Source organism: Streptomyces sp., from assembly GCF_031181555.1.
GTDB classification, from domain to species: Bacteria; Actinomycetota; Actinomycetes; order Streptomycetales; family Streptomycetaceae; genus Streptomyces; species Streptomyces fimbriatus.
Genome location: NZ_JAPSKQ010000130.1, coordinates 1 through 18,880 on the forward strand (window position 1 = coordinate 1; position 18,880 = coordinate 18,880).

Sequence of the window (18,880 nt, forward strand, 5' to 3'; positions counted from 1 at the left end):
TGATCAGGCACGACCCCATGGGCGGTCTCGTGGCGCACGCCGTGATGGACGTCCAGAACGGCGTGGCGGCCCAGCCGCGCCGCAGCCCCGCTCCGGCCGGCCGCCAGGCCGACGGCGGCCGGGGCGCGCCGGAACCCGCCCGAGGCGTTCCGGCGCAACCGCGCCGCGGATCCATGGCGCGTGCCGTGGCCCACTGAGCAGTACGTCCCCCGGCGGTCCCCGAGGGGGGCGGGCCCAAGGGCCAACGGCGCGGCACGGCACGGATCCACGGCACCGCAGACCCGGTCACGGGAGCCGCTGTCCGAGCGGGGCGGAGGGAGTGCGCGCACTCCCTCCGCCCCGCTCGGCGTGCCCGGAACCGGCGCCTGTGCCGCCGCCGTCCTGTGAACGGGCGTGTACCCGTCGTATATCCACCGTTTCCCAGCGGTAGGAAGCACCTTGGTGGCAGTCTGCTCGGCAGCAGATATGCAAAGTGGCAAGTACGAGGTACGCAGCCGGAGGTGCACGTCCCGTGGCGTCGAATGTCAATCCCACTGTCCGGCGGCGCCGGCTGGGCCAGGAGCTGCGCAGGCTCCGCGAGCTCAAGGGCATGACGGCCGAGGAAGTGGCGGAACGACTGCTGGTGTCGCAGTCGAAGATCAGCCGGCTGGAGAACGGCCGGCGCAGCATCAGCCAGCGCGACGTCCGCGACCTGTGCGGGGTCTACGAGGTGGAGGACCAGCGCATCGTCGATTCGCTGATGCAGATGGCCAAGGACTCGCGCCAGCAGGGCTGGTGGCACGCCTTCGGTGACATCCCGTACAGCGTCTACATCGGCCTGGAGACGGACGCGGAATCGCTCCGGGTCTACGAACCCCAGATCATCACCGGCCTGTTGCAGACCCGCGCCTACGCCGAGGCCATCATCCGGGGCGGTTCGCCGGAGTCCTCGGAGCAGGACAACGACAAGCGGGTCGAGGTCCGCCTGCGCAGGCAGAGCCGCATCACCGCGGAGAAGGATCCGCTGCGGCTGTGGGTGGTCCTGGACGAGGCGTCGCTGCACCGGGTCGTCGGGAGCCGGCAGGTGATGCGGGAGCAGCTCGAGCACGTGATGGAACTGTCCCGGCTGCCGCACATCACCGTGCAGGTGCTGCCCTTCGAGGTGGGCGCGCACGCCGGCATCAACGGCCAGTACTCGATCCTGGAGTTCGCCGACGCGGCCGACTCGAGCGTCGTGTACATCGAGGGCGTGACCAGCGACCTGTACCTGGAGAAGCCGCACGACGTGCAGAAGTACACCGTGATGTACGAGCACCTGCGGGCCCAGTCCCTGAACGTGGACCAGTCCCGCCGGCTCGTCGAACGCATCGCGAAGGAGTACGCACGCTGATCCGCCGCCAGGCGGCGCGAACAGTACACCCCTGACATGATTGACGGGAAGCCTTGTCCGGAATATGCCATCCGGATGAGTGAACGACCGCTCCGAAAGAGGATGTTGGCGAGTAGCGTCGATCACGCCAACCACCAGTGAGGGTTGGCGCAATCCGTTCTGCGGGTCCACGCCGGAATGCGCAGCCCGGGACAGCAACTCAGCAACTGGCTACGGAGCGAACATGGCAATTCGTCTGGGTGCCACGGAAACGTGGACGACATCCTCCTACACCAACAACAACGGCGCGTGCGTGATGGTCAGGTCGGCCACCGAGGAAGCGCTGGAACTCGGGGACACCAAGGTTCCCGAGGGCCCGAAGCTGGCCTTCCCCGCGGACGCGTGGACCGCCTTCGTGGCCTCGGTGAAGGACTGAGCGGACCGGCGGCCGCCGCACGGGCCACCGTCCCCGTGCCGTAGGCACAGGAGCCTCCGACGCAGGAGCCGACGGTGCAAGCACCCTCGGTGCGGGCACCACCGGCACAGCACCGCCGACAGAGCCCTCTCGACCAGTTCGCCGTCCTAGCCGAGAGGGCTCCGGTGCGCGGTCCCGGCCTCCTCTTCCTCAGTTCACCGGGAAGGCCACGTCACACACCGGGTCCTCGGCCCCCGCGGCGTCCCAGTCCGCGAAGTACAGTTCCCGGCAAGGACCGGCCTGCGTCAGCCCCCGGGCCGTCATCCACTCCTCCACCGCCTCGAAGGCGGCCAGGATCTGCGGATGCGCCACCTGCGCCTTGGTGATCCGGGTGCGGGCCAGCCGCCGGGCCGGCTCCACCCGTACCGCCGTCCCCCGGGCCCGGCCCCGCCGCGCGGCCCACTCCCGCGCCGCCGCCTCGTCGGCGACCGGGACGCACGCCTCCGCGGGACCGTCGCTCTCCATCGACACCTCGGCGTGGTACGCCACGAACGGCACCCCGGCCACGCCCCCGCACTCCCGGGCCGCCTCCTCCAGCCGCCCCAGCGAGGCCCCGATCCACGCCGGCAACTCGTCCGCCAGCGTGTGCCGCGTCTCGGTGACCAGCACCTGCTCGGGCACGTCCACCGTCTCGACCACGAACTTCCCGTACATCTCGGAGCTCCTCCCCGACAACCGTCCACGGAGGTACTCGGCGAGTGTCCGCTGCCCGGCGATCCGCGCCTCGACGTCCGCCCAGTAGGCGGCGAGCCGGTCGGCCGCCGCCGCACCGTCGTCCGCGTCGACCACCTCGGCGATGACCGCCAGCGGCATGTCCAGTTGCCGCAACAGCGCCACCGTCCGGGCCCGTTCGACCTGGCCGGCCCGGTAGAACCGGTAACCGGTGACCTCGTCGACCCGGGCCGGGGCGAGCAGCCCCAGCCGGTCGTACAACCGCAGGGCCTTGGCCGACAGCCGCGCCCGCGACGCGAACGCCCCGATGCTCAGCAGTTCCTCGTCCACCCCGTCATCCTCCGCCGCCGGACGGTCCTTCCGCCCGGCGGCACCGAGACTCGACCCTGCCCCGGGGACAAGGTCAACCAACGGGACTCCGACGGCCGGGTCCTAGCCGAGCGCCTTCTCCACCGCCGCCACGACCTCCGCGGCCTCCGGCTCGGTCTGCGGAGAGAAGCGGGCGACGACCTCGCCGTCCCGCCCGATCAGGAACTTCTCGAAGTTCCAGCGGATGTCCCCGCTGTGCCCCTCGGCGTCGGCGAAGCCGACCAGGCGCTCGTACAGGGGGTGCCGCCCCTCCCCGTTCACCTCGACCTTCTCGGTCATCGGGAAGGTCACGCCGTACGTCGCCGAACAGAACGCGGCGATCTCCTCCGCGCTGCCCGGCTCCTGCCCGAGGAACTGGTTGCAGGGCACGCCGAGCACGGTGAAGCCGCGCTCCGCGTACCGCTCGTGCAGCCGCTCCAGCCCGGCGTACTGCGGGGTCAGCCCGCACTGGGAGGCCACGTTCACGACGAGCACGGCCCGGCCCGCGTACTGCGCGAGCCCGGCGGAGCCGCCGTTCAGGGCGCCGATCTCGACGTCGAGGGGAGAGGCACCGCCGGTGCCGTCGCTGTGGTTGCTGCCGTTGTTCTCTGCGGTCGTCATGCGCGGATGCTAACCCCGTGACGTGACCTTCCCGTGACCGGCCTCGACGAGCACGCCCCGACCGCCGTCCACCCGCACACCACAGCCCCACGACCAGCCCCCTCCCGGACGTTTCGCCTCCCGGCGGAACGTCAAGGACCGCCTCGTACGCCTCCCCTCCTCCGGCGTGCTCGCCCTCCAGGGCGCGAGCGCGGCACCGCCCGCAGGGCAGCCGCCTGCCGGTGCCGCGTGCGACGATCCGCCGCATGACCCACGACCCGGCCGAACGCGGCCTGGACCTCTTCCGGCACGGCGACTTCCCCTTCTACACCCTGACCTTCGCCCGGAACCTGACCCCGGCCGAGCTGCTGACCCGCATGGGCGGCATGCACGGAGTGGACGAGCGGATCCTCCGCACCGTCTCCGCCGGAACAGAAGCAGTGGCGCTGCACCACAACGACAAGCCGGTGGACGTCTTCGCCTACGCCGCCGACGGCGAGGTGATCACGACCATCAACACCCTGGTGCCGGTCGCCCCGGAAGGCAGCGACCCGCAACGCCTGGCGCGGTACCTGGGCCCCGCCGGCCTCGTCCCCGGCGAGAACGCGGACACGTACGGCGCGCTGACCCTGGCCGAGAACGCCTTCGGCATCCGCTTCACCGGAGCCCATCTGGACGAAGAACCCCTGCTCAGCGGCCTGCTCCACGCCCTGACCGACTGACGGGCACGACCGCGGGCCGTGCCCGTCCGCCGAACGGCCCCCCGTCGGCCCGACGCCTCGGCGGGCCCTACTCCTGCGCCCTTTCGCCCTCCCGTCCGGAATCCGGTCCGTGGTCCCCCCTGGTACCCGCCGCGACACCCACGGCGGTACCGGCTCCCAGTCCCAGGGCCATTCCCAGGGCCAGACCGAGCCCGAGGTTGCCGAAGACGGTCAGCCCGAGCACCAGCCCGAGCGCCGTACCGAGCGACAACCCGACCGAAATACCCGCCGCCAACACCCTGTTGGCGGTCGATCCGCCGTTCTCATCCTCGCTCCGCATGCGCACATCATCCTTCAGGCCAGGGCGCCGCCACGAGCCCCCCGGGCCGACCGCCCGGCCCGGCCGCCGCCGTCCGGATCCGTCGGGAACATTCGTCCAAGACGGTCACTGCCGAACTCGGCGATAGTCGGGGTACGCGCCGCGGCCGCACCGCTCGCCGGCGCCCGCCAAGAGTCCTCAGCCGTGAGACGCCCGGGAGGTCGCATCCAGTGGATCGTGAGGAAGCAGTCGGCTGGGAGGTGACCGTACCCGTCGGCGGCGCACGGATCGACGGCGTCCGGGTGGCGGCGTTCCGCGATCGTGCGGGCACCGGGCTGGACATGCGGGTACTGCCCCAGCCGGTCGTGACCGTCGTGGTCGGATTCGCGGACGACATGCTGACGGTCGACGGCACCACCGACCGGCAGACGCTCGGAAGCCTTGTCGCCGCCCTGCTTCCGAGCCCCACGCGCATTCGCGGCGCGCGGGTCGAGTGCATCGAGGTGCACCTGTCACCGATGATCGCGTCCTCCCTGCTCGGCGTCTCCCTGTCCGAACTGAACGGAGGGATAACCGATCTGGAGAACGTATGGGGACGGCAAGCGGCCCGATTGAGGGAGCAGCTGGCCGCCGCCACGACGTGGCCGCAACGCTTCGCGCTGCTGGACGAGTTCCTGGCCGGCCGGCACGCGAGGCCGTCCATCGACCCGGAGGTGGCCGCCAGCTGGGAGCGCATCGTCGTCCATCGCGGCCGGACACGGGTCGGCGACCTCGCCGCGTCCTGCGGGTGGAGCCGTAAACGACTGTGGTCCAGGTTCAGCACCCAGCTCGGCCTCACCCCCAAGCGGGCCGCGATGCTGGTCCGGTTCGATCACGCCGTCAGAGGCCTCCGCGCGGGCAGGGACCCCGCCGAAGTCGCCATGGCCTGCGGTTACGCCGACCAGTCCCACCTGCACCGCGAGGTCCTGGCGTTCGCCGGGTGCACACCGGGCGCGCTGACCGGCACGACCGAGAGGAGACAACCATGACGAACGACACCATGACGAACGACGCCGTGACGAACGGCACCCGGGGCGGCCGTGAACTGGTCGAACAGCTCGTGTTCGGCAGCATGGCCGCGCAGACCGTTCGCGCGGCCGTCCGGCTGAGGGTGGTGGAGCTGATCGGCGACAAGGAGCGGACGGCAGCCGAGGTGGCCGCCGACGCCGGAGCCGAACCCCGGCCCATGGCCAGGCTGCTGCGCGCCCTGGCGAGCCTCGGCCTGCTGCGCGAGCACACCGCGGACTCCTTCTCGGTGACCCCCGCGGGCGCACTCCTGGACCCCGGGCGGCCCGACGCGCTCACCTCGCTGGTACGGATGTTCACCGAGCCGGTGATGCTGCGTGCCTGGGAGCACCTGGACGACAGCGTCCGAACCGGCGACGTCGCGTTCGACACGGTCTTCGGGAAGGACTTCTTCAGCCACCTCAAGGAACTCCCGGACCTGTCCGCGGAGTTCAACGCGGCCATGAGCCAGGCCGTCAGGGAGACGGCCGCCGCGCTGCCGCACGCTTTCGACTTCGGCCGGTTCAGCACGGTCACCGACGTCGGCGGCGGCGACGGCACCTTGCTGAGCGGAGTGCTCCGCGCGCACCCGGCCCTCAAGGGCGTCCTCTACGACACCGAGGAAGGCCTGAGGCAGGCGCCGGCGACGCTGGAGCGGCAGGGGCTCTCGGCGCGGTGCTCCCTGGTGGCCGGGGACTTCTTCCGCCGGGTCCCCGAAGGCGCCGACCTCTACCTGATGAAGAGCATCCTGCACGACTGGACGGACGAACAGGCGGTCACCATCCTGACCCACTGCCGCGAGGTGCTGCCGTCCGCCGGACGCGTACTGATCGTGGAGCCCGTTCTGCCCGAGGTCGTCGACACCAAAACCGCCGGGCTCACCTACCTCACCGACCTCAACATGCTGGTGAACGTGGGCGGCAGGGAACGGACCCGGGCCGATTTCGAGGACGTGTGCCGCAGGGCGGGCCTGTCCCTCACCTCGGTGACCCCGCTGACGCGGGCCGCTCCGTACTGCCTCATCGAGGCGGCAGCCGCATGACGGCGAACCGCCCACCGCACCCTGTCCGAGCCGGAGGAGGAGAGCGACGTGCCGCTTCGGGCGCGGAACGCCGGAGGACCGCGGGAGGGCGGGCCGACCGCCTCACGGACCGTGGTCCGGGTGCCGCACGGCGGCCTGGTGCGGGTGGCCGGTGACCGGCGCCCGGTGACACGCGGGCATCACCCGGCGGACGGACCCCGATGATCTGGATACTGCTGCGCGTGCTGGGACACCAGTACGCCCGGCCGACCGACCGCTCCCGTGCGGCTGAGGCCGGAGGCACTCCCGCACGCGCAAGTGACGCGAGCCGCAGGTGCCGGGCCTCCGGAACGGAGACGATCCCGCTCCGGAGCGGCTTGCCCCCGGCCGGCTTCGTCCAGGAGAGCGGTGCCGGGATCCGCGAGACCGCACCGGCCCCCTCCCGGGGCGTTCGACGAGCGGGGGCCGTCGGGGACAGGACACTTCCGGGGGCACCGGCGCCCGTGGTGCGAGGAGTAGCGTGGGAGGGGCGGGGCGTCTCCCGTGGTCGCACCGATTCCCGAAGACGGGTGATCCTCATGGCCGGTTCCGACGCACGCCCGGTCTCCTGGCGCCTGCCCAGTGGCGTTCACGAGGCGGTGCGGCCCGGCTGCGCGCTGCTTCGGCTGGAGACCACGGAGTCGCGGGAGGGCGTGCTGGATGGCGCGTGGTGGCCGCGGTCGCGCGACATCGGGGCCGAGCTGCCCGCGTTGCTGAGCGCCCTCACCGGCCACCTCGGCCCCGTCCGGCGCGTCGGGCTGGACGCCGGGGCCTGGGAGGGGCTCCCGACGCGGATCGTCGTCGACGACCGGGTGGTGCACATCGACTCCTTCCCGGTGGGCGACGACACCGTCCTGATCACCCGCGGCGACCAGGATCTCTTCTCGCTGCTGGTGGTTCCCCCGGACGCGACCCCCGAGGCCGCCCGCGCCGCGATGGCCCAGGCCGTCCGGGCGGACAACCTCAGCCAGGCGGAGCAGATCCTCATCGACACCCGGAGCGCGCAGGCGCCGCCGGACCGGTGAGCGGGCCGCGGCCGGCGCGGTGGCGCCGGGTGACACCGGTGGGGTCAGCCGCGCCACTCCACCAGGAGCAGCGTCGCGTCGTCTGTCGTGTGTCCGCCCCGTGCCCGCTTGAGCGTGTGGGACAGGGAGCGCACCACCGCCCGGATCCCGCGGCCGGTTCTCTCCAACTGGTTCACCCAGTCGATCAGCCGGCTCTCCCCGAACTCCTCTTCGCCCCTCGTGTGTTCCTCGATCAGCCCGTCGGTGAAGCAGAGCAGGCGGTCCCCCGGCTCCAGCCTCATCTCGCTCATCTGCGGCTCCGGACCCCCGAAGCCGACGGGGAGGGTCGTCGGACCGGTCAGCCGGAACGCGACGCGGTGATCGCGGACGAGTATCGGTGACGGGTGCCCGGCGTTGACCCACTGAAGCCGTCCCGTCGTGATGTCCAGCTGCATCATCTGTGCGGTGACGAACTGTTCGGGGCCGAACTGGTCCGCCACGGCGCGGTCCATGAAGCCGTAGATCTCCGGCAGGCCGGTGCCGGCGCGGCGGGCGTGACGGTAGGCGCCGATGGCCACGGTGGCCATCGTGGCGGCGTCCAGGCCGTGTCCCATCGCGTCGATCATGGCCACGTGGAGGACGTCCCCGTTGAGGGCGTAGTCGAAGCTGTCACCCGCCACGTCGTAGGCGGGTTCCAGGATCCCGGCCACGGCGACCCGAGGCATGATCATCGCCAGCGGTGGCAGCAGGGACCACTGCATCTCCGCGGCGACGCTCATCGGTTCGCTGCGTCGGACACCGAAGAACAGGTCGGAGTAGCCGTGCTTGGTCACCAGCAGGTCGGCCACCAGGCCGGCGATCCTGTGCAGCATGCGGCGGTCGTGGCCGTCGACGCTGTCCAACGTCATCGCCATGACCCCGACCTGGTCGCCGCCGTCCAGCAGCGGCAGGTGGATCCGCACCCCGTCGTCCTCGGGCAGTTCGACGGGGTGGGCGTCGAGAAAGCAGCGGCCTGCCGCGGAGTCGTCGATCACCTGCGGTTCCCCGCCCGTGAGACCCGCGCCGGGCAGGGGCACGAGCAGCAGCTGGCCGTAGTCCTGCAGCAGCACCTGCGGACGGCGGCCCCCGAACCGCTCCACCACGTCGGAGACCAAGGGCCCGACGAGGTGGGGCGGCAGTTCGTGCGCGCGATCGAGGATCTCCCCCAGCAGGGATTCCCCGAAGCTCTCGGAGCGGTCCGTGTACTGGTCGCGGCGCCCAGCCGTCATCCCCTCACCTGCCGTGTTCCACGCCGACCGGGGCGGTGGGGCGGGACGGCGAAGGGGCCGCCGGCGCCATCTCTCCGTCGAGGGGGCGTCGGCGCCCGGGTCGGCCGGCCACGTGGGCCCGACCGCGTCGTGCCGCTCACCTGAGTCCGGGCCCTCCTTCCGGCTCCCGCGCGGCCTGTCCGTCGAGGCCGCTCTCGACGAGTGCCGGCAGGCGCGGAGCCGGCAGCGAGATCCCGGAGTCGGCGGCAGCGATCGGCAGCCCGGCAGCCGCTCCGGCCGGTTCGTCCGGCGGGATCACCAGCAGTTTCCACCGTCCCACGGTGTCGCAGTCCGCAGTGACGGCATGGGCCTCGGCGGCGAGGTCGGTCAGGGCCACCTCGATCACATGGCCGGGTGCCATCGCCTTCCGCGGGGCACCGGGCCGGGCGGGGGTCCCCACGGTGACGCGGGTGACGGTGCCGACGCCCGGATCCAGTGAAGCGACCAGCGCGGGCAGCCCCGGTTCCAGTGCGTCGCAGCGCGGCCACCACGCTCCGCCCAGCGGACCGTGGCTGACGTCCGGCGCGAGGCGCAGCCGGGGCAGGGGCATCCGGTAGGTGTGTCCGTCACCCGGGGTCGTACCTTCGGCGGGCTTGGTGATGGCGTTCATCGTGTGATCCCGTCCCGGGCGGTTTTCCGGTTGCCCGTGTCCGTCACTCGCCGGGAACGGCCGCCTTCGCGGCAGTATGCCCGAAATCTCTCGGTGTGTGCCAGGCCACTCCCGGCCGTGCCGGGCGGTACGGCACCGCGATCACCGCACGGAGCACGTCCGTACGGCCGACGAGGGGTGGTGCGACCGCCCCGGCCGGTCCGGCCGCCGGCTCACCGCCCCGCTGCCGGATCACCGGTGTGCCGGGGACGGCCCTTGGACCGGCCGGACCGACGCGCGGGGGGCGACAGGGCCGGGCGGCCCGACGACCTCCCCGGTGTCCTGCCGGCCCCAGGACGAGAAGGCGTCCTGCCCCGCCCGGCCGGCGGGATGCAGCAGGGCGACCCCCAGGGAGGGGTGCAGGCCGGTGAGCAGACGCTGCTGCAGGCGGCGGGCGATGTCGCGGCACTGAGCGTGCGGATGGGACACGGCCTGGGCGAGGACGACGAACCGCACTCGGGAGGCGAGCCGTTGGACGCCCTCCCGGAGCGTTCCGCCGAACGCCCGGCGGCCGGAGTCGTCCGGGTCCACCGGAGAGCCGGAGGTGCAACCGGCCAGGACCGTCGTCTCGGCGACCAACGGCGCGAAGCCGGGACGCCGGGCGCTGACCGCCAGGCGGCGCAGGAAGTCCCCCGGTCGTGGTACGCCTCGCCGGGCGTACCCGCGGCGGACGCCGCGGCCGGGTCCGCGATGTCCTCGCGCACCCCCTCGGCCTGCCGGCGGGTCAGCCGGCGAAGGCGGATCCCGTCCCGGAGGACCGGACGGTCCGACCGGCGAGCGGGGCCTTCGGGCACCCGCGTCGCGGTACTCGTGAGACCGCCGGGCGCGGCGGGCGGCCCGGGGGTTCGTCCCTCGCCGAGGACGACCCGGCGTGGCGGCCGGAGGGCGTGATGCCCTCGGTGCCTCGACCGTCCGCCGTCCGCACCCGGCGGCGACCGCGCCGGGTGCCAGGAGCGCCGTGGGGGAGCCGGGGGCTTCGCACACCGGTGACGGGGCCGGCCTCGTCCTCGGCGCACGGCACGGCAGAGGCACGCGACCTCCTGGTCCCGAACTCTCGGCCGGTCGGTCAGCGGGGTCCAGTGGGCCGGCCGGGGCCGGTCGGCCGGCCATGGGCGGCCTTGTGACGGTCGGCTGCGGTCCCGCGGTGGTCGCAGTGACTCCGCTGCTGTACGGCAACGGCTCCGGAGGCTTTCCCGGGTCGGGGTGAGGGCCGGCCGGGAGGTCGCCCCCGACGGAACCCGGGACTGTCGTCCACGCATGGTCCCCGGACGACTGTCAGCGGGGCCGAGGCTCAGGGACACGGGGCGTGGCCGCCCCGACCCGCGCGGAGGGCGTTCCGCTGCTGCCACCTGGCCTCCTGCGCGACCTCCGGGCACACGTCGCGCAGGGAACCGGGGACGGCCCGCGGCCGGCTGCCGGAACCACCGTCACCGGTGGGAACCGGCCCCCTCGGGCGGCGCCGCACCCGTACCCGGGACGGACTCCTGCGCATCCCTCAGCGGGAAGGTCTCGTCCTCCCCGAAGTCCGGGGCGTGGAAGGGGGTCGTCGTCGGAGGGGGCGCTGCTGCAGCGGCACAGCGGGGCGCCCCTTCCGGAGCGGAGAACAGCGAGTTCGGATCGATGAGGAGGCTCCCATTCGCTACAGGTCCGTGAGGGGACCCGGCGTGCCGTGACCGGGCACCGCGGTCCTACAGCTTGGTCATCTTGGAGTACGGGCTCAGGATCCGCTCTTGCGCCGAGCCGAAATCCACGACCGCCGCGATCCCCTCCTCGACGCCGATGACCCGGCCGAGGCCGTACATGTCGTGTGTGACCTGGTCGCCCACGGCGAACTGCTTGGGGGGCAGCGTGACCGGGGCCTTGAAGGGGCTGGTGGGCAAATGACGCTTCGGTGCAGCAGGCTTTGTCATCGCCCCCAGTATGCGCCTGTGCGCGTCCCGCTCGCTACGGCCGTCCACGTCCGTCGTCCGGCACAGGCCCGGACGGCGGCGGCACCCGCTCCGGTGGTTCTCGCGTGTGCGCGGGGTTTCCCGGCCGCATGCGCGCCGAATCCCTTCCGGCCGGCCACCGGGCCGGGGCGGGGTCCTGGATCCGGATGGATGCCCGCTCCGGCCGCAGAGCCGTGAGCGGGGGAGACGGTCGCCACACGCACCATCGCGTGCGGAGCCCGACGCCATGGGGCGGTGGACGCGGGACCTCGCGGTTCGTGACGGTCAGGAGCGACCGGCCGCGGGGATCACCTGTCTCACGGGCCGCGCGGAGTGCCCGCGTCGTGCCGGAGTGTTCCCCCTCACTCCCCGCCCGTTCCTGCCGGATCGGGCACGGACGGCTCCCTCCCGGCCTTCCCGGGGAGGGAAGGCCGGGAGGGGCCTCGTCGGGGCCGGTCGGCGGTCACTTGGTCGTCTGCGGCCGTCGGGCTGATACCGCGTTCACCGCGGAGCCGCAGACCAGGACTGCCGACAGCGCGATCAAGCTGGTCAGGACGTCTTGGAGTTGAGCGAGGGGGGCGTAGACGACCACGATGACGACGAGGACGGCAGCCCAGTCTCGCGGTCGGGGGATCGAAAGTGGGTTCGCCGAGGTCACACTCATGGCATTACCTCCTGGGTGCCCACCCGCCGCCCGCTGCTCCTGTCGGGAAGCCTGCGCGGCGATCGGTGGGCTTTTGCGTGGGGCCACTGTGATATGGGTGTCCCCTCGATCGCGGCGAAGTAACGCTGCGTAAGAGTGATCTGACTTCCGGTCACGGGGTGCGCGGGCCCCGCCCCGCGGGCTGCGCGGGCGCCGCGTTCGGGAAGGCGGGACCGGTGAAGGGCCAAGCCGTCCCGCCGGCTCGCTCCGCGCCGGTGGGGCCCGAGGCGGGGTGGGCCCGAGGCGGGGTGGGCCCGAGGCGGGGTGGGCGCGAGGCTCGCACGTATTGAAACGGCCGGTCCAAAACGGTTAGGCTGACGTCATGGCTCGACCGCGGATGTTCGACGAGGAACGGGCCCTGGACGCGGCGATGCACACATTCTGGGAGAAGGGCTACGAGGCCACTTCCACCCAGGACCTCTGTGAAGCCACCGGACTGGGGCGCAGCAGCATCTACAACACGTTCAAAAGCAAGCACGACCTGTTCGAGCGTGCGCTGGCCCATTACATCGACACCATGACCACCGCTCAGCTGGCCGTCCTGGAGGACGCCCGGCAGAGTGCCGCCGACCGCATCCGCGCGCTGTTCGGCATGGTCGTCGACGGCGAGGCCGAGCGCCGGGCCGAGGGCCGCGGCCTGGGCTGCCTGACCGTGAACACCACGGTCGAGCTGGCCGCTCGCGACAGCCGGGCGGCGGGAATGCTGGAGCGCGACACGGCCCGCAGGCTCGCGGTGTTGCGCGCGGTGATCGAGGAAGGCCGCCGGGACGGCAGCATCACCTCGCAGCGGGACGCCGGAGCGCTGGCCCGCTTCATCAACGCGGCGATCGGCGGCATGCGCCTCTCGAGTCAGGGCGGCGCCGACCGGGCCACGCTGGAGTCGATCGCGGAAGTCGCCCTCGACGCACTGACCCGCTGATCCACCCTTCGCCCCGGGCGATGCCCGCCTGCGCCCAAGTTTTGTACCGATCGATCCATAACATTTCGCCACCACGCCCCGGCCCCCACGCCGGTCGGCGCCGACCTCCAAGGAGACCGAACCGTGCCCCGTGCCGTATACATCCTGGCACTCGGCATCTTCGCCATGGTGACCAGCGAGTTCGTGGTCGCCGGACTGATGCCTCAGATGGCCGACGGCCTGAACGCCACCATCCCGCAGATCGGATACCTCATCACCGCGTTCGCGGTGGCCATGGCGGTCGGCGGGCCGTTCCTCACCGTGGCGCTCATGAAACTCCCGCCGCGTACGGCGCTGATGGTGCTGTTCGCCGTCTTCCTGGCGGGCAACGTCCTGGCTGCCACCGCGACCGGCTACGCCACGATGATGGCCGCGCGGATCATCACCGGCATCGCCTCCCAGGCCTTCTTCGGCGTGGGCATCTCGATGTGCGCCCAGATCACCCGCCCCGAGATCCGCGGCCGGGCGATCGCGGTCGCCATGAACGGCCTCATGCTCGGCACCCTGCTCGGACTGCCCGTCTCCACCCTGGTCGGCGAGCGGTTCGGCTGGCGCGCGGCGTTCTGGACCATCACCGCCATCACCGTGATCGCCGCGTTGGCCACCCTGTTCGGCGTGCCCCGCATCGAGCCCGCCGAGGGCGGCGGCAGCTTCCGACAGGAAGTCAGGGTCTTCAAGAAGCCCAGGCTGTGGCTGGTGCTGTCCACCAGCACGCTCGTCATCGGCGCCACCTTCTCCGCCTTCAGCTACTTCAACCCGATCCTCACCGGCCTCACGGGCTTCTCCACCGGTACGGTCCCCGTCCTGCTGATCGCCTACGGCGCCGCCACCGTCCTCGGCAACAACATCGTCGGCCGCTTCGCCGACCGCCACACCGTCCCGGTGCTCGCCGTCGGCCTCGTCCTCAACACCGTGTTCCTGGCCGGCTTCGCGCTGCTCGCCGACCTGCCCGCACCGGCCGTCATCTGCATGATGGGCATCGGCCTGGTCGGCGTCACCATGAACCCGGCGATGGTGACCCGCGTCCAGCGCACCGGCAACGCCGGCCCGCTGGTCAACACCGTCCACTCCTCCTTCATCACCCTCGGTATCATCCTCGGCTCCTCCATCGGCGCCGTCGTGATCGACACCTGGGGCCTGCGCGCCCCGCTCTGGCTCGGCGCGATCATGGCCCTGGTCGGCCTGGGCACCGTCCTGCCCGACCTCACCCGCCGTTCCGCCCCCACAACGGGCCGCCCCGCCCCACGCCTTGCCGAACACACGGAACGAGTGTGAGCGTCGGCGTCATTCGGCGAACCGCCGGTACACGGTCGACCAGGACGGTCCGAACGTTTCCGGAGCCTGCCGCCGGGTGCGGCCGGAGGCGGCCACGGACACGATCGCCGCCCCTGCCTCCCGGTCGCCGTGGCGTCGCCGACCACCCCACATGCGCAGGCTTGTCCGCCGGGCACCCGTACCGACCATGGCCGACCCTGTGTCCGGCACGGGCTTCGCCGGTCAGCCGGCGGTCGTGCCGGGGCGGGGGTCGGCCGACCGGATGCGGTCACCGAGGGCGGGAAAGGACACGGGTGGACCGGCCGCCGCACGAACCGCGCCCAGGCCGGCGCTGTCCGCGTCCAGGGCGGCGACCACGGGGCGGGGGAGTACGTAGAACTCCCACTGGGCCGTGTCGAGCGGGTTGTAGGCAGCGTGTTCACGGGCGGTCTGGACGGCGAAGACGTAGACGTCGGCGTTGTACGACTTCGCCTCCGAGTAACCGTCATCGGGCGACCACGTGCGAGCGCGGAGCCCACTGAAGCGGATGTGGGACGGTGCTCGTTGATCCCAGGCTTGCAGGTATGCGCCGGCCTTGACTTCGATGCGCAGTCCGTCGTCGGTCTCGACATCGTGGCTTGCCCATTCCACACGAGGCTTGTGGGAGCCGACCGCCTGGTGGACCAGGAATTCGGCGAACAGGCCGCGTGTGTTGTTCATGCGGAGGTCCGGCATGGCGAACCGCCAGAAGTCGACCACGGTGGCGTCCGGGACGCCGACGATCGACTCGTCGCCGCGGAGCGGGGGCAGGGGACGCGGGGTCAAAGGCAGACGAGCGGACCGCTTCATGGGCCGCAGTCTGCCAGGCCGGCGAGGCGTGGGACCGACCCGCCCTCTCAGCTCGGGAAGCTGCGGAACACGGGGATCAACCAGGGCGCTGGGCTGGGCGAACGGCGGCTCTGCCGTCTCTTCGGACTGGTCCTTCTCCACCGTGACCCCCGCTGTTCCCCACTCGGTCCGGTGCGCTCGTGAAGCGGGTTCCACGTGGCATCCGTGGCACGACCCCGAGCACGACGAAGGGCCAGCCGGGGAGGAAACCCCTCCTGATCTGGCCCTTTTCTCTGCGCCCCGCGGCAGGATTCAAACCTGCGGCACCCGCTTATCCGTACCGGCGCGTCCATGCCGGGCCTCGTGGTCGAGAACGGGGCGGAGGGAAAGATGCCGGCACTCGGGTCCGGCGGGCCTGGCGGCGTGTGGTGCTGGGGCGGCCTGACAACGCGAGGTCAATGGAGTCTCCATGATCGCGTCAAGCGCCACGGCGCGGCCTGGAGCGCCGGTCCGGAAGATCGCGCACGCGCCCCCGTCCTGACCCGGCACGACGATGACCTGCGCGTTCCCGGGACGCTCGGCGGGACTCCCCGTCGTTCCCCGCTCCGTGCCGTTCCCTCGGGCACGCAGGGGGCACAGGTGCCCGCCTGCCGCGCTCTCCGGCGGAAGCTGGCCCCTTGGGGGCGCGACGCCCCTGTTCGACCGTCTCGGAGGCGCTGCCGAAGTTCAGGCTGCCGACGGCGCTTCACTGCCGGTCGGGACCGGCACCGGGGCTCGGAGCGGGCTGTGCGGGGTGGCTGCCACCGGAGCCGTGGCGTTCGGCGAGCAGCCGCTTGCGGTGGCCTCTGCGGCGGAAGGCGGTGACGAGGACGATGGCGGCGCCGACGCCGACTCCGAGCATCGGGAGAAAGACGGCCGGCATCAGCCGGACTCCGAACGTGACGAAGCCTCCGGGGTCCCCGATGGCGTACCGGGACGGCCCCTGGGAGGTGCAGGTGACCTTGTAGTCGCCTGCCCGCGGCACGTCGATGGTGTAGAGCGGGTTCCAGGTCTCGTCGCGGGTGAGGAACACGTCGATTCCCGGATCGGTGAGACCGGGGTCGCCCGGACCGGTGATGCCGCACGCCTGGCGGAACGACGGGCCCCGATCCCTGATCCAGATCGCCTTCTCGTGTTCCGGGTCGAGCCGCAGAGTGACGGTGTCGCCGTTGGCGAACTGGTTGTCCGTGTCCACCGCGTTGATCACGTTCTTGAACCGGTACACACCGATGGCCACGCCCAGCACGATCAGCACGACGGAGATCGCGGCCGCCGTTGCATACCAGTGACGGCCGGGCCGGAGGTCGTTCCCCGGTATCTGCGACGACGGGAAGGGCTGCATCGGCACACCCTAGATCACCCCTGCTGCCCGGCACCCGCCCCGTTTTCCCAGCCCGTCACTCACCCCCGCTCCCATCCCGTCTGCCGTCGCCCCGCACACCATGGGCCGCGTCTGCTCGGCTCTGCCTGGGTCGATGACAGGCGGGACGAGAGCTCCCCGCGCACGCCGCACTCGGCCGGCACTCGCGAACGGCGCCCCTCCATCCCGGATGCGGGAGCGCCCCCACCGGAGGCACTGCTTTGACCACGGCCGTGGTCGTGCGGTGACCGACTCATGGCCGCCGGCCCTGTCCACACGCGGGCGCGCCCGGCGGAGCGGAGCGCAGCCGGGGCTTGAACCGGTGGAGAAAGTGGTGACTCAGTCTGTGGTGTGGGGCGTGAAGTCGTGTGCGCAGGCCGGGGTTCGATGCCTTGTCGGTGTGCGAGCGCACGTCGTGCAGGAAACTCAGCGCGAGGCCGTGCGTCACATGGATCGGCTGCTGCGGAGGCGTCCCGGTCGTCAGCGACCGCGCTCGTTGATGTCGGGTGTGGACGTCAGGCCGGCCGAGGCACGATGTTCACCGCCCGGTAGTCGTACCCGTCTTGCTTGAAGCCAGGGGCTTCCCACTGGAGGTCTACTCGCTGTCCCGGCGACAGCGTGCGGAACCCTTCCATCTGGATGTGGGAGAAGTGGCCCCAACAACCTCCGGGTGTTTCGGGGGAGTCGAGCACGCCCCACCCTTCCTCGTCGCGCCACTCACGGACAGTCGCAGTCACCATGCGGGGAACCTTACGGGTTCCGTCTGCGCTGGCGTATCGGGAACCTCGGCTTGGGAAGCTGCGATCATTTCGAGCTGGCTCGGGCGTTGACCTGGGCGGACGGCTGGGCTGCGGCCTCGTCGGTTTCGGTGGCTTTCACCATAGTTCCCCGCTGTTCCCCTTGATCTAGTGCATTGTGGTGCACTTTGGACGGTGTCACCCACTCGTTCCTGCTGACTAGTACTGCAGCCGGTGGTTTCGCGGTGAGTGAGTAGCGAGTAGGCGATCTCTCGGACGAGACGACCGGTACGCCCTTGACCTCAAGTCCAGTTGAGTTTCTACGGTCGATCTCGTCGAACCGACTCAGACAACGACAGGGGTTTCGGCCATGGAGTACTCGCACAGCGACACCGACCTGATCAAGCAGCCCATCGGGTACTGGAGTTGGGCGGCCTACAAGGCCGTCATCGCCCGCACCCGGGCCGCCCTCGCCGGGATCGGCACCACCCAACCGCAGTGGTGGGCCCTCGCGCAGGTGGCGAACGCCGACACCGCCAAGACCCGCGACGAAGTGTCCCGCCTCCTTCGGAACTACCTCGACACCGGCCCGGAAACCATGGAGTCGGAGATCGACACGATCATCGCCCAGGGCTGGATCACCGAGGATGCCGAGGGACGCCTGGGCATCACGGCTGAGGGCAGGGCGTTCTACGACAAGGCCGCGGCCCTTCAGGATGAGCTCTGGGCGGAACGGCACGCGGGTATCTCCGACGAGGAGTACCTGACCACCCTCAAGGTGTTGCAGCGGTTCATCCACAACACGGGCGGGCGAGCTTGGCACCACTAGCACTACGGCCGGTGGTTTCACGGTGAATGAGCACGGGCCGTTCGGGTGCGGTAGTGGCTGGCTCGGTTCTGGTGGCGGATGCGTCAGCGGTGCCCGTGCATGACGAGCCGGGGCCGCGTGGTGCGGGCGGGGGCGAGGACGATCCGGTCGTACAGGCGGCGGATTTCATCCACGGTCGGGGGCGAGGGTGGGCCGGGCAGGTGTATGGCGGCTCCGAACGGTGGTGAGGAAGGCCATGGCCAGCATGCACACGGTGGTGTGCCGGTACCAGGAACACCACTTGTGCACCTCGTGCTCGTCCAGCCCCACCTGTCCCTTGGCCACCTGGAACGACTCCTCCACCATCCAGCGCTGCCCGGCGGCCGTCACCAGCGCGGCCAGGGTGGCGCCGGGGGCGGTGTGGCACAGGAAGAAGTCGTGTGCGCAGGCCGGGGTTCGATGCCTTGTCGGTGTGCGAGCGCGCGTCGTGCAGGGCACTCAGTGCGAGTCGTGCGTCACATGGTTCGGCTGCTGCGGAGGCGTCCCGGTCGTCAGCGACCGCGCTCGTGGATGTCAAAGACCTCCCCTCAACGGTGAGGGGAGGTCTTTTCTCTGTGCCCCCGGCAGGATTCGAACCTGCGACACCCGCTTTAGGAGAGCGGTGCTCTATCCCCTGAGCTACGAAGGCGGGGCTTGGTCGGAACCTTGCCCGTGGTGCGGTGAACCGCACCTGACCAG

General features: G+C 71.5%; 20 protein-coding genes, 2 tRNA genes and 1 pseudogene. 10 read left to right on the top strand and 13 right to left on the bottom strand.

The features are described 5' to 3' along the window. The 3 genes and pseudogenes from RIM90_RS23000 to RIM90_RS23010 form a co-directional block, all read left to right on the top strand. A pseudogene (locus RIM90_RS23000) lies at nucleotides 1-197 on the top strand (hypothetical protein); the annotation flags it as partial. A 314-nt stretch (nucleotides 198-511) separates the two neighbouring features. Continuing rightward, the gene (locus tag RIM90_RS23005) at nucleotides 512-1,369 is read left to right on the top strand and encodes a helix-turn-helix transcriptional regulator (protein ID WP_309062646.1); all 858 of its coding nucleotides are present in this window, start codon (nucleotides 512-514) and stop codon (nucleotides 1,367-1,369) included. 223 nt (nucleotides 1,370-1,592) lie between these two features. Beyond that, complete coding sequence (locus tag RIM90_RS23010) at nucleotides 1,593-1,784, top strand: DUF397 domain-containing protein (RefSeq protein ID WP_309062647.1); 192 nt, start codon at nucleotides 1,593-1,595, stop codon at nucleotides 1,782-1,784. A 189-nt stretch (nucleotides 1,785-1,973) separates the two neighbouring features. On the opposite strand, the gene RIM90_RS23015 is transcribed toward RIM90_RS23010, so the two are convergent. Beyond that, complete coding sequence (locus RIM90_RS23015; protein ID WP_309062648.1) at nucleotides 1,974-2,825, bottom strand: MerR family transcriptional regulator; 852 nt, start codon at nucleotides 2,823-2,825, stop codon at nucleotides 1,974-1,976. Between the two features lie 102 nt (nucleotides 2,826-2,927). After that, complete coding sequence (locus tag RIM90_RS23020; protein ID WP_309062649.1) at nucleotides 2,928-3,464, bottom strand: glutathione peroxidase; 537 nt, start codon at nucleotides 3,462-3,464, stop codon at nucleotides 2,928-2,930. A 245-nt stretch (nucleotides 3,465-3,709) separates the two neighbouring features. Between RIM90_RS23020 and RIM90_RS23025 the strand changes: the two genes are divergently transcribed. Continuing rightward, nucleotides 3,710-4,165 (top strand): DUF6461 domain-containing protein, encoded by a 456-nt coding sequence (locus tag RIM90_RS23025; protein ID WP_309062650.1) that lies wholly within the window; start codon nucleotides 3,710-3,712, stop codon nucleotides 4,163-4,165. A gap of 67 nt (nucleotides 4,166-4,232) precedes the next feature. Here the strand turns inward: RIM90_RS23025 and RIM90_RS23030 are convergent, their stop codons facing one another. After that, the gene (locus RIM90_RS23030) at nucleotides 4,233-4,484 is read right to left on the bottom strand and encodes a hypothetical protein (protein WP_309062651.1); all 252 of its coding nucleotides are present in this window, start codon (nucleotides 4,482-4,484) and stop codon (nucleotides 4,233-4,235) included. A gap of 239 nt (nucleotides 4,485-4,723) precedes the next feature. Here RIM90_RS23030 and RIM90_RS23035 point away from each other — a divergent pair, with 239 nt between their 5' ends. The 3 genes from RIM90_RS23035 to RIM90_RS23045 all read left to right on the top strand — a co-directional run bounded on the left by RIM90_RS23035 (nucleotide 4,724) and on the right by RIM90_RS23045 (nucleotide 7,592). Beyond that, the gene (locus tag RIM90_RS23035; protein ID WP_309062652.1) at nucleotides 4,724-5,491 is read left to right on the top strand and encodes an AraC family transcriptional regulator; all 768 of its coding nucleotides are present in this window, start codon (nucleotides 4,724-4,726) and stop codon (nucleotides 5,489-5,491) included. A gap of 11 nt (nucleotides 5,492-5,502) precedes the next feature. Continuing rightward, on the top strand, nucleotides 5,503-6,549 hold the full coding sequence (locus RIM90_RS23040) for a methyltransferase (RefSeq protein ID WP_309062665.1): 1,047 nt from the start codon (nucleotides 5,503-5,505) through the stop codon (nucleotides 6,547-6,549). Nucleotides 6,550-7,106: 557 nt separating this feature from the next. Next, nucleotides 7,107-7,592, top strand: coding sequence for a DUF5994 family protein (locus tag RIM90_RS23045; RefSeq protein ID WP_309062653.1), 486 nt, complete (start codon nucleotides 7,107-7,109; stop codon nucleotides 7,590-7,592). Between the two features lie 44 nt (nucleotides 7,593-7,636). Here the strand turns inward: RIM90_RS23045 and RIM90_RS23050 are convergent, their stop codons facing one another. The 4 genes from RIM90_RS23050 to RIM90_RS23065 form a co-directional block, all read right to left on the bottom strand. Next, the gene (locus RIM90_RS23050) at nucleotides 7,637-8,839 is read right to left on the bottom strand and encodes a SpoIIE family protein phosphatase (RefSeq protein WP_309062654.1); all 1,203 of its coding nucleotides are present in this window, start codon (nucleotides 8,837-8,839) and stop codon (nucleotides 7,637-7,639) included. Nucleotides 8,840-8,975: 136 nt separating this feature from the next. Beyond that, nucleotides 8,976-9,488: a DUF5994 family protein gene (locus RIM90_RS23055; RefSeq protein WP_309062655.1), complete on the bottom strand. Its 513-nt coding sequence runs from the start codon at nucleotides 9,486-9,488 to the stop codon at nucleotides 8,976-8,978. Between the two features lie 231 nt (nucleotides 9,489-9,719). Further along, a complete protein-coding gene (locus RIM90_RS23060) occupies nucleotides 9,720-10,106 on the bottom strand; it encodes a hypothetical protein (RefSeq protein ID WP_309062656.1) in 387 nt (128 codons plus the stop codon). A 1,109-nt stretch (nucleotides 10,107-11,215) separates the two neighbouring features. Then, on the bottom strand, nucleotides 11,216-11,437 hold the full coding sequence (locus RIM90_RS23065) for a hypothetical protein (protein WP_309062657.1): 222 nt from the start codon (nucleotides 11,435-11,437) through the stop codon (nucleotides 11,216-11,218). A 1,043-nt stretch (nucleotides 11,438-12,480) separates the two neighbouring features. Between RIM90_RS23065 and RIM90_RS23070 the strand changes: the two genes are divergently transcribed. Continuing rightward, nucleotides 12,481-13,077 (top strand): helix-turn-helix domain-containing protein, encoded by a 597-nt coding sequence (locus RIM90_RS23070; protein WP_309062658.1) that lies wholly within the window; start codon nucleotides 12,481-12,483, stop codon nucleotides 13,075-13,077. Between the two features lie 123 nt (nucleotides 13,078-13,200). Then, entirely contained in the window at nucleotides 13,201-14,391 is a 1,191-nt protein-coding gene (locus RIM90_RS23075) for an MFS transporter (RefSeq protein ID WP_309062659.1), read from the top strand. Nucleotides 14,392-14,613: 222 nt separating this feature from the next. Here the strand turns inward: RIM90_RS23075 and RIM90_RS23080 are convergent, their stop codons facing one another. The 4 genes from RIM90_RS23080 to RIM90_RS23095 all read right to left on the bottom strand — a co-directional run bounded on the left by RIM90_RS23080 (nucleotide 14,614) and on the right by RIM90_RS23095 (nucleotide 17,337). Then, nucleotides 14,614-15,360, bottom strand: a complete 747-nt coding sequence (locus tag RIM90_RS23080; RefSeq protein WP_309062660.1) for a hypothetical protein — start codon at nucleotides 15,358-15,360, stop codon at nucleotides 14,614-14,616. 134 nt (nucleotides 15,361-15,494) lie between these two features. Beyond that, nucleotides 15,495-15,578 (bottom strand) — tRNA-OTHER (locus RIM90_RS23085). 365 nt (nucleotides 15,579-15,943) lie between these two features. Next, a complete protein-coding gene (locus RIM90_RS23090; RefSeq protein ID WP_309062661.1) occupies nucleotides 15,944-16,579 on the bottom strand; it encodes a hypothetical protein in 636 nt (211 codons plus the stop codon). Nucleotides 16,580-17,112: 533 nt separating this feature from the next. Further along, on the bottom strand, nucleotides 17,113-17,337 hold the full coding sequence (locus tag RIM90_RS23095; protein WP_309062662.1) for a cold shock domain-containing protein: 225 nt from the start codon (nucleotides 17,335-17,337) through the stop codon (nucleotides 17,113-17,115). A 367-nt stretch (nucleotides 17,338-17,704) separates the two neighbouring features. Here RIM90_RS23095 and RIM90_RS23100 point away from each other — a divergent pair, with 367 nt between their 5' ends. Continuing rightward, a complete protein-coding gene (locus tag RIM90_RS23100) occupies nucleotides 17,705-18,163 on the top strand; it encodes a MarR family winged helix-turn-helix transcriptional regulator (protein ID WP_309062663.1) in 459 nt (152 codons plus the stop codon). Nucleotides 18,164-18,328: 165 nt separating this feature from the next. Here the strand turns inward: RIM90_RS23100 and RIM90_RS23105 are convergent, their stop codons facing one another. Both RIM90_RS23105 and RIM90_RS23110 read right to left on the bottom strand, forming a co-directional pair. Further along, the gene (locus tag RIM90_RS23105) at nucleotides 18,329-18,640 is read right to left on the bottom strand and encodes a hypothetical protein (RefSeq protein WP_309062664.1); all 312 of its coding nucleotides are present in this window, start codon (nucleotides 18,638-18,640) and stop codon (nucleotides 18,329-18,331) included. Nucleotides 18,641-18,757: 117 nt separating this feature from the next. Then, nucleotides 18,758-18,830, bottom strand: a tRNA-Arg gene (locus RIM90_RS23110). Nucleotides 18,831-18,880 lie beyond the last annotated feature (50 nt).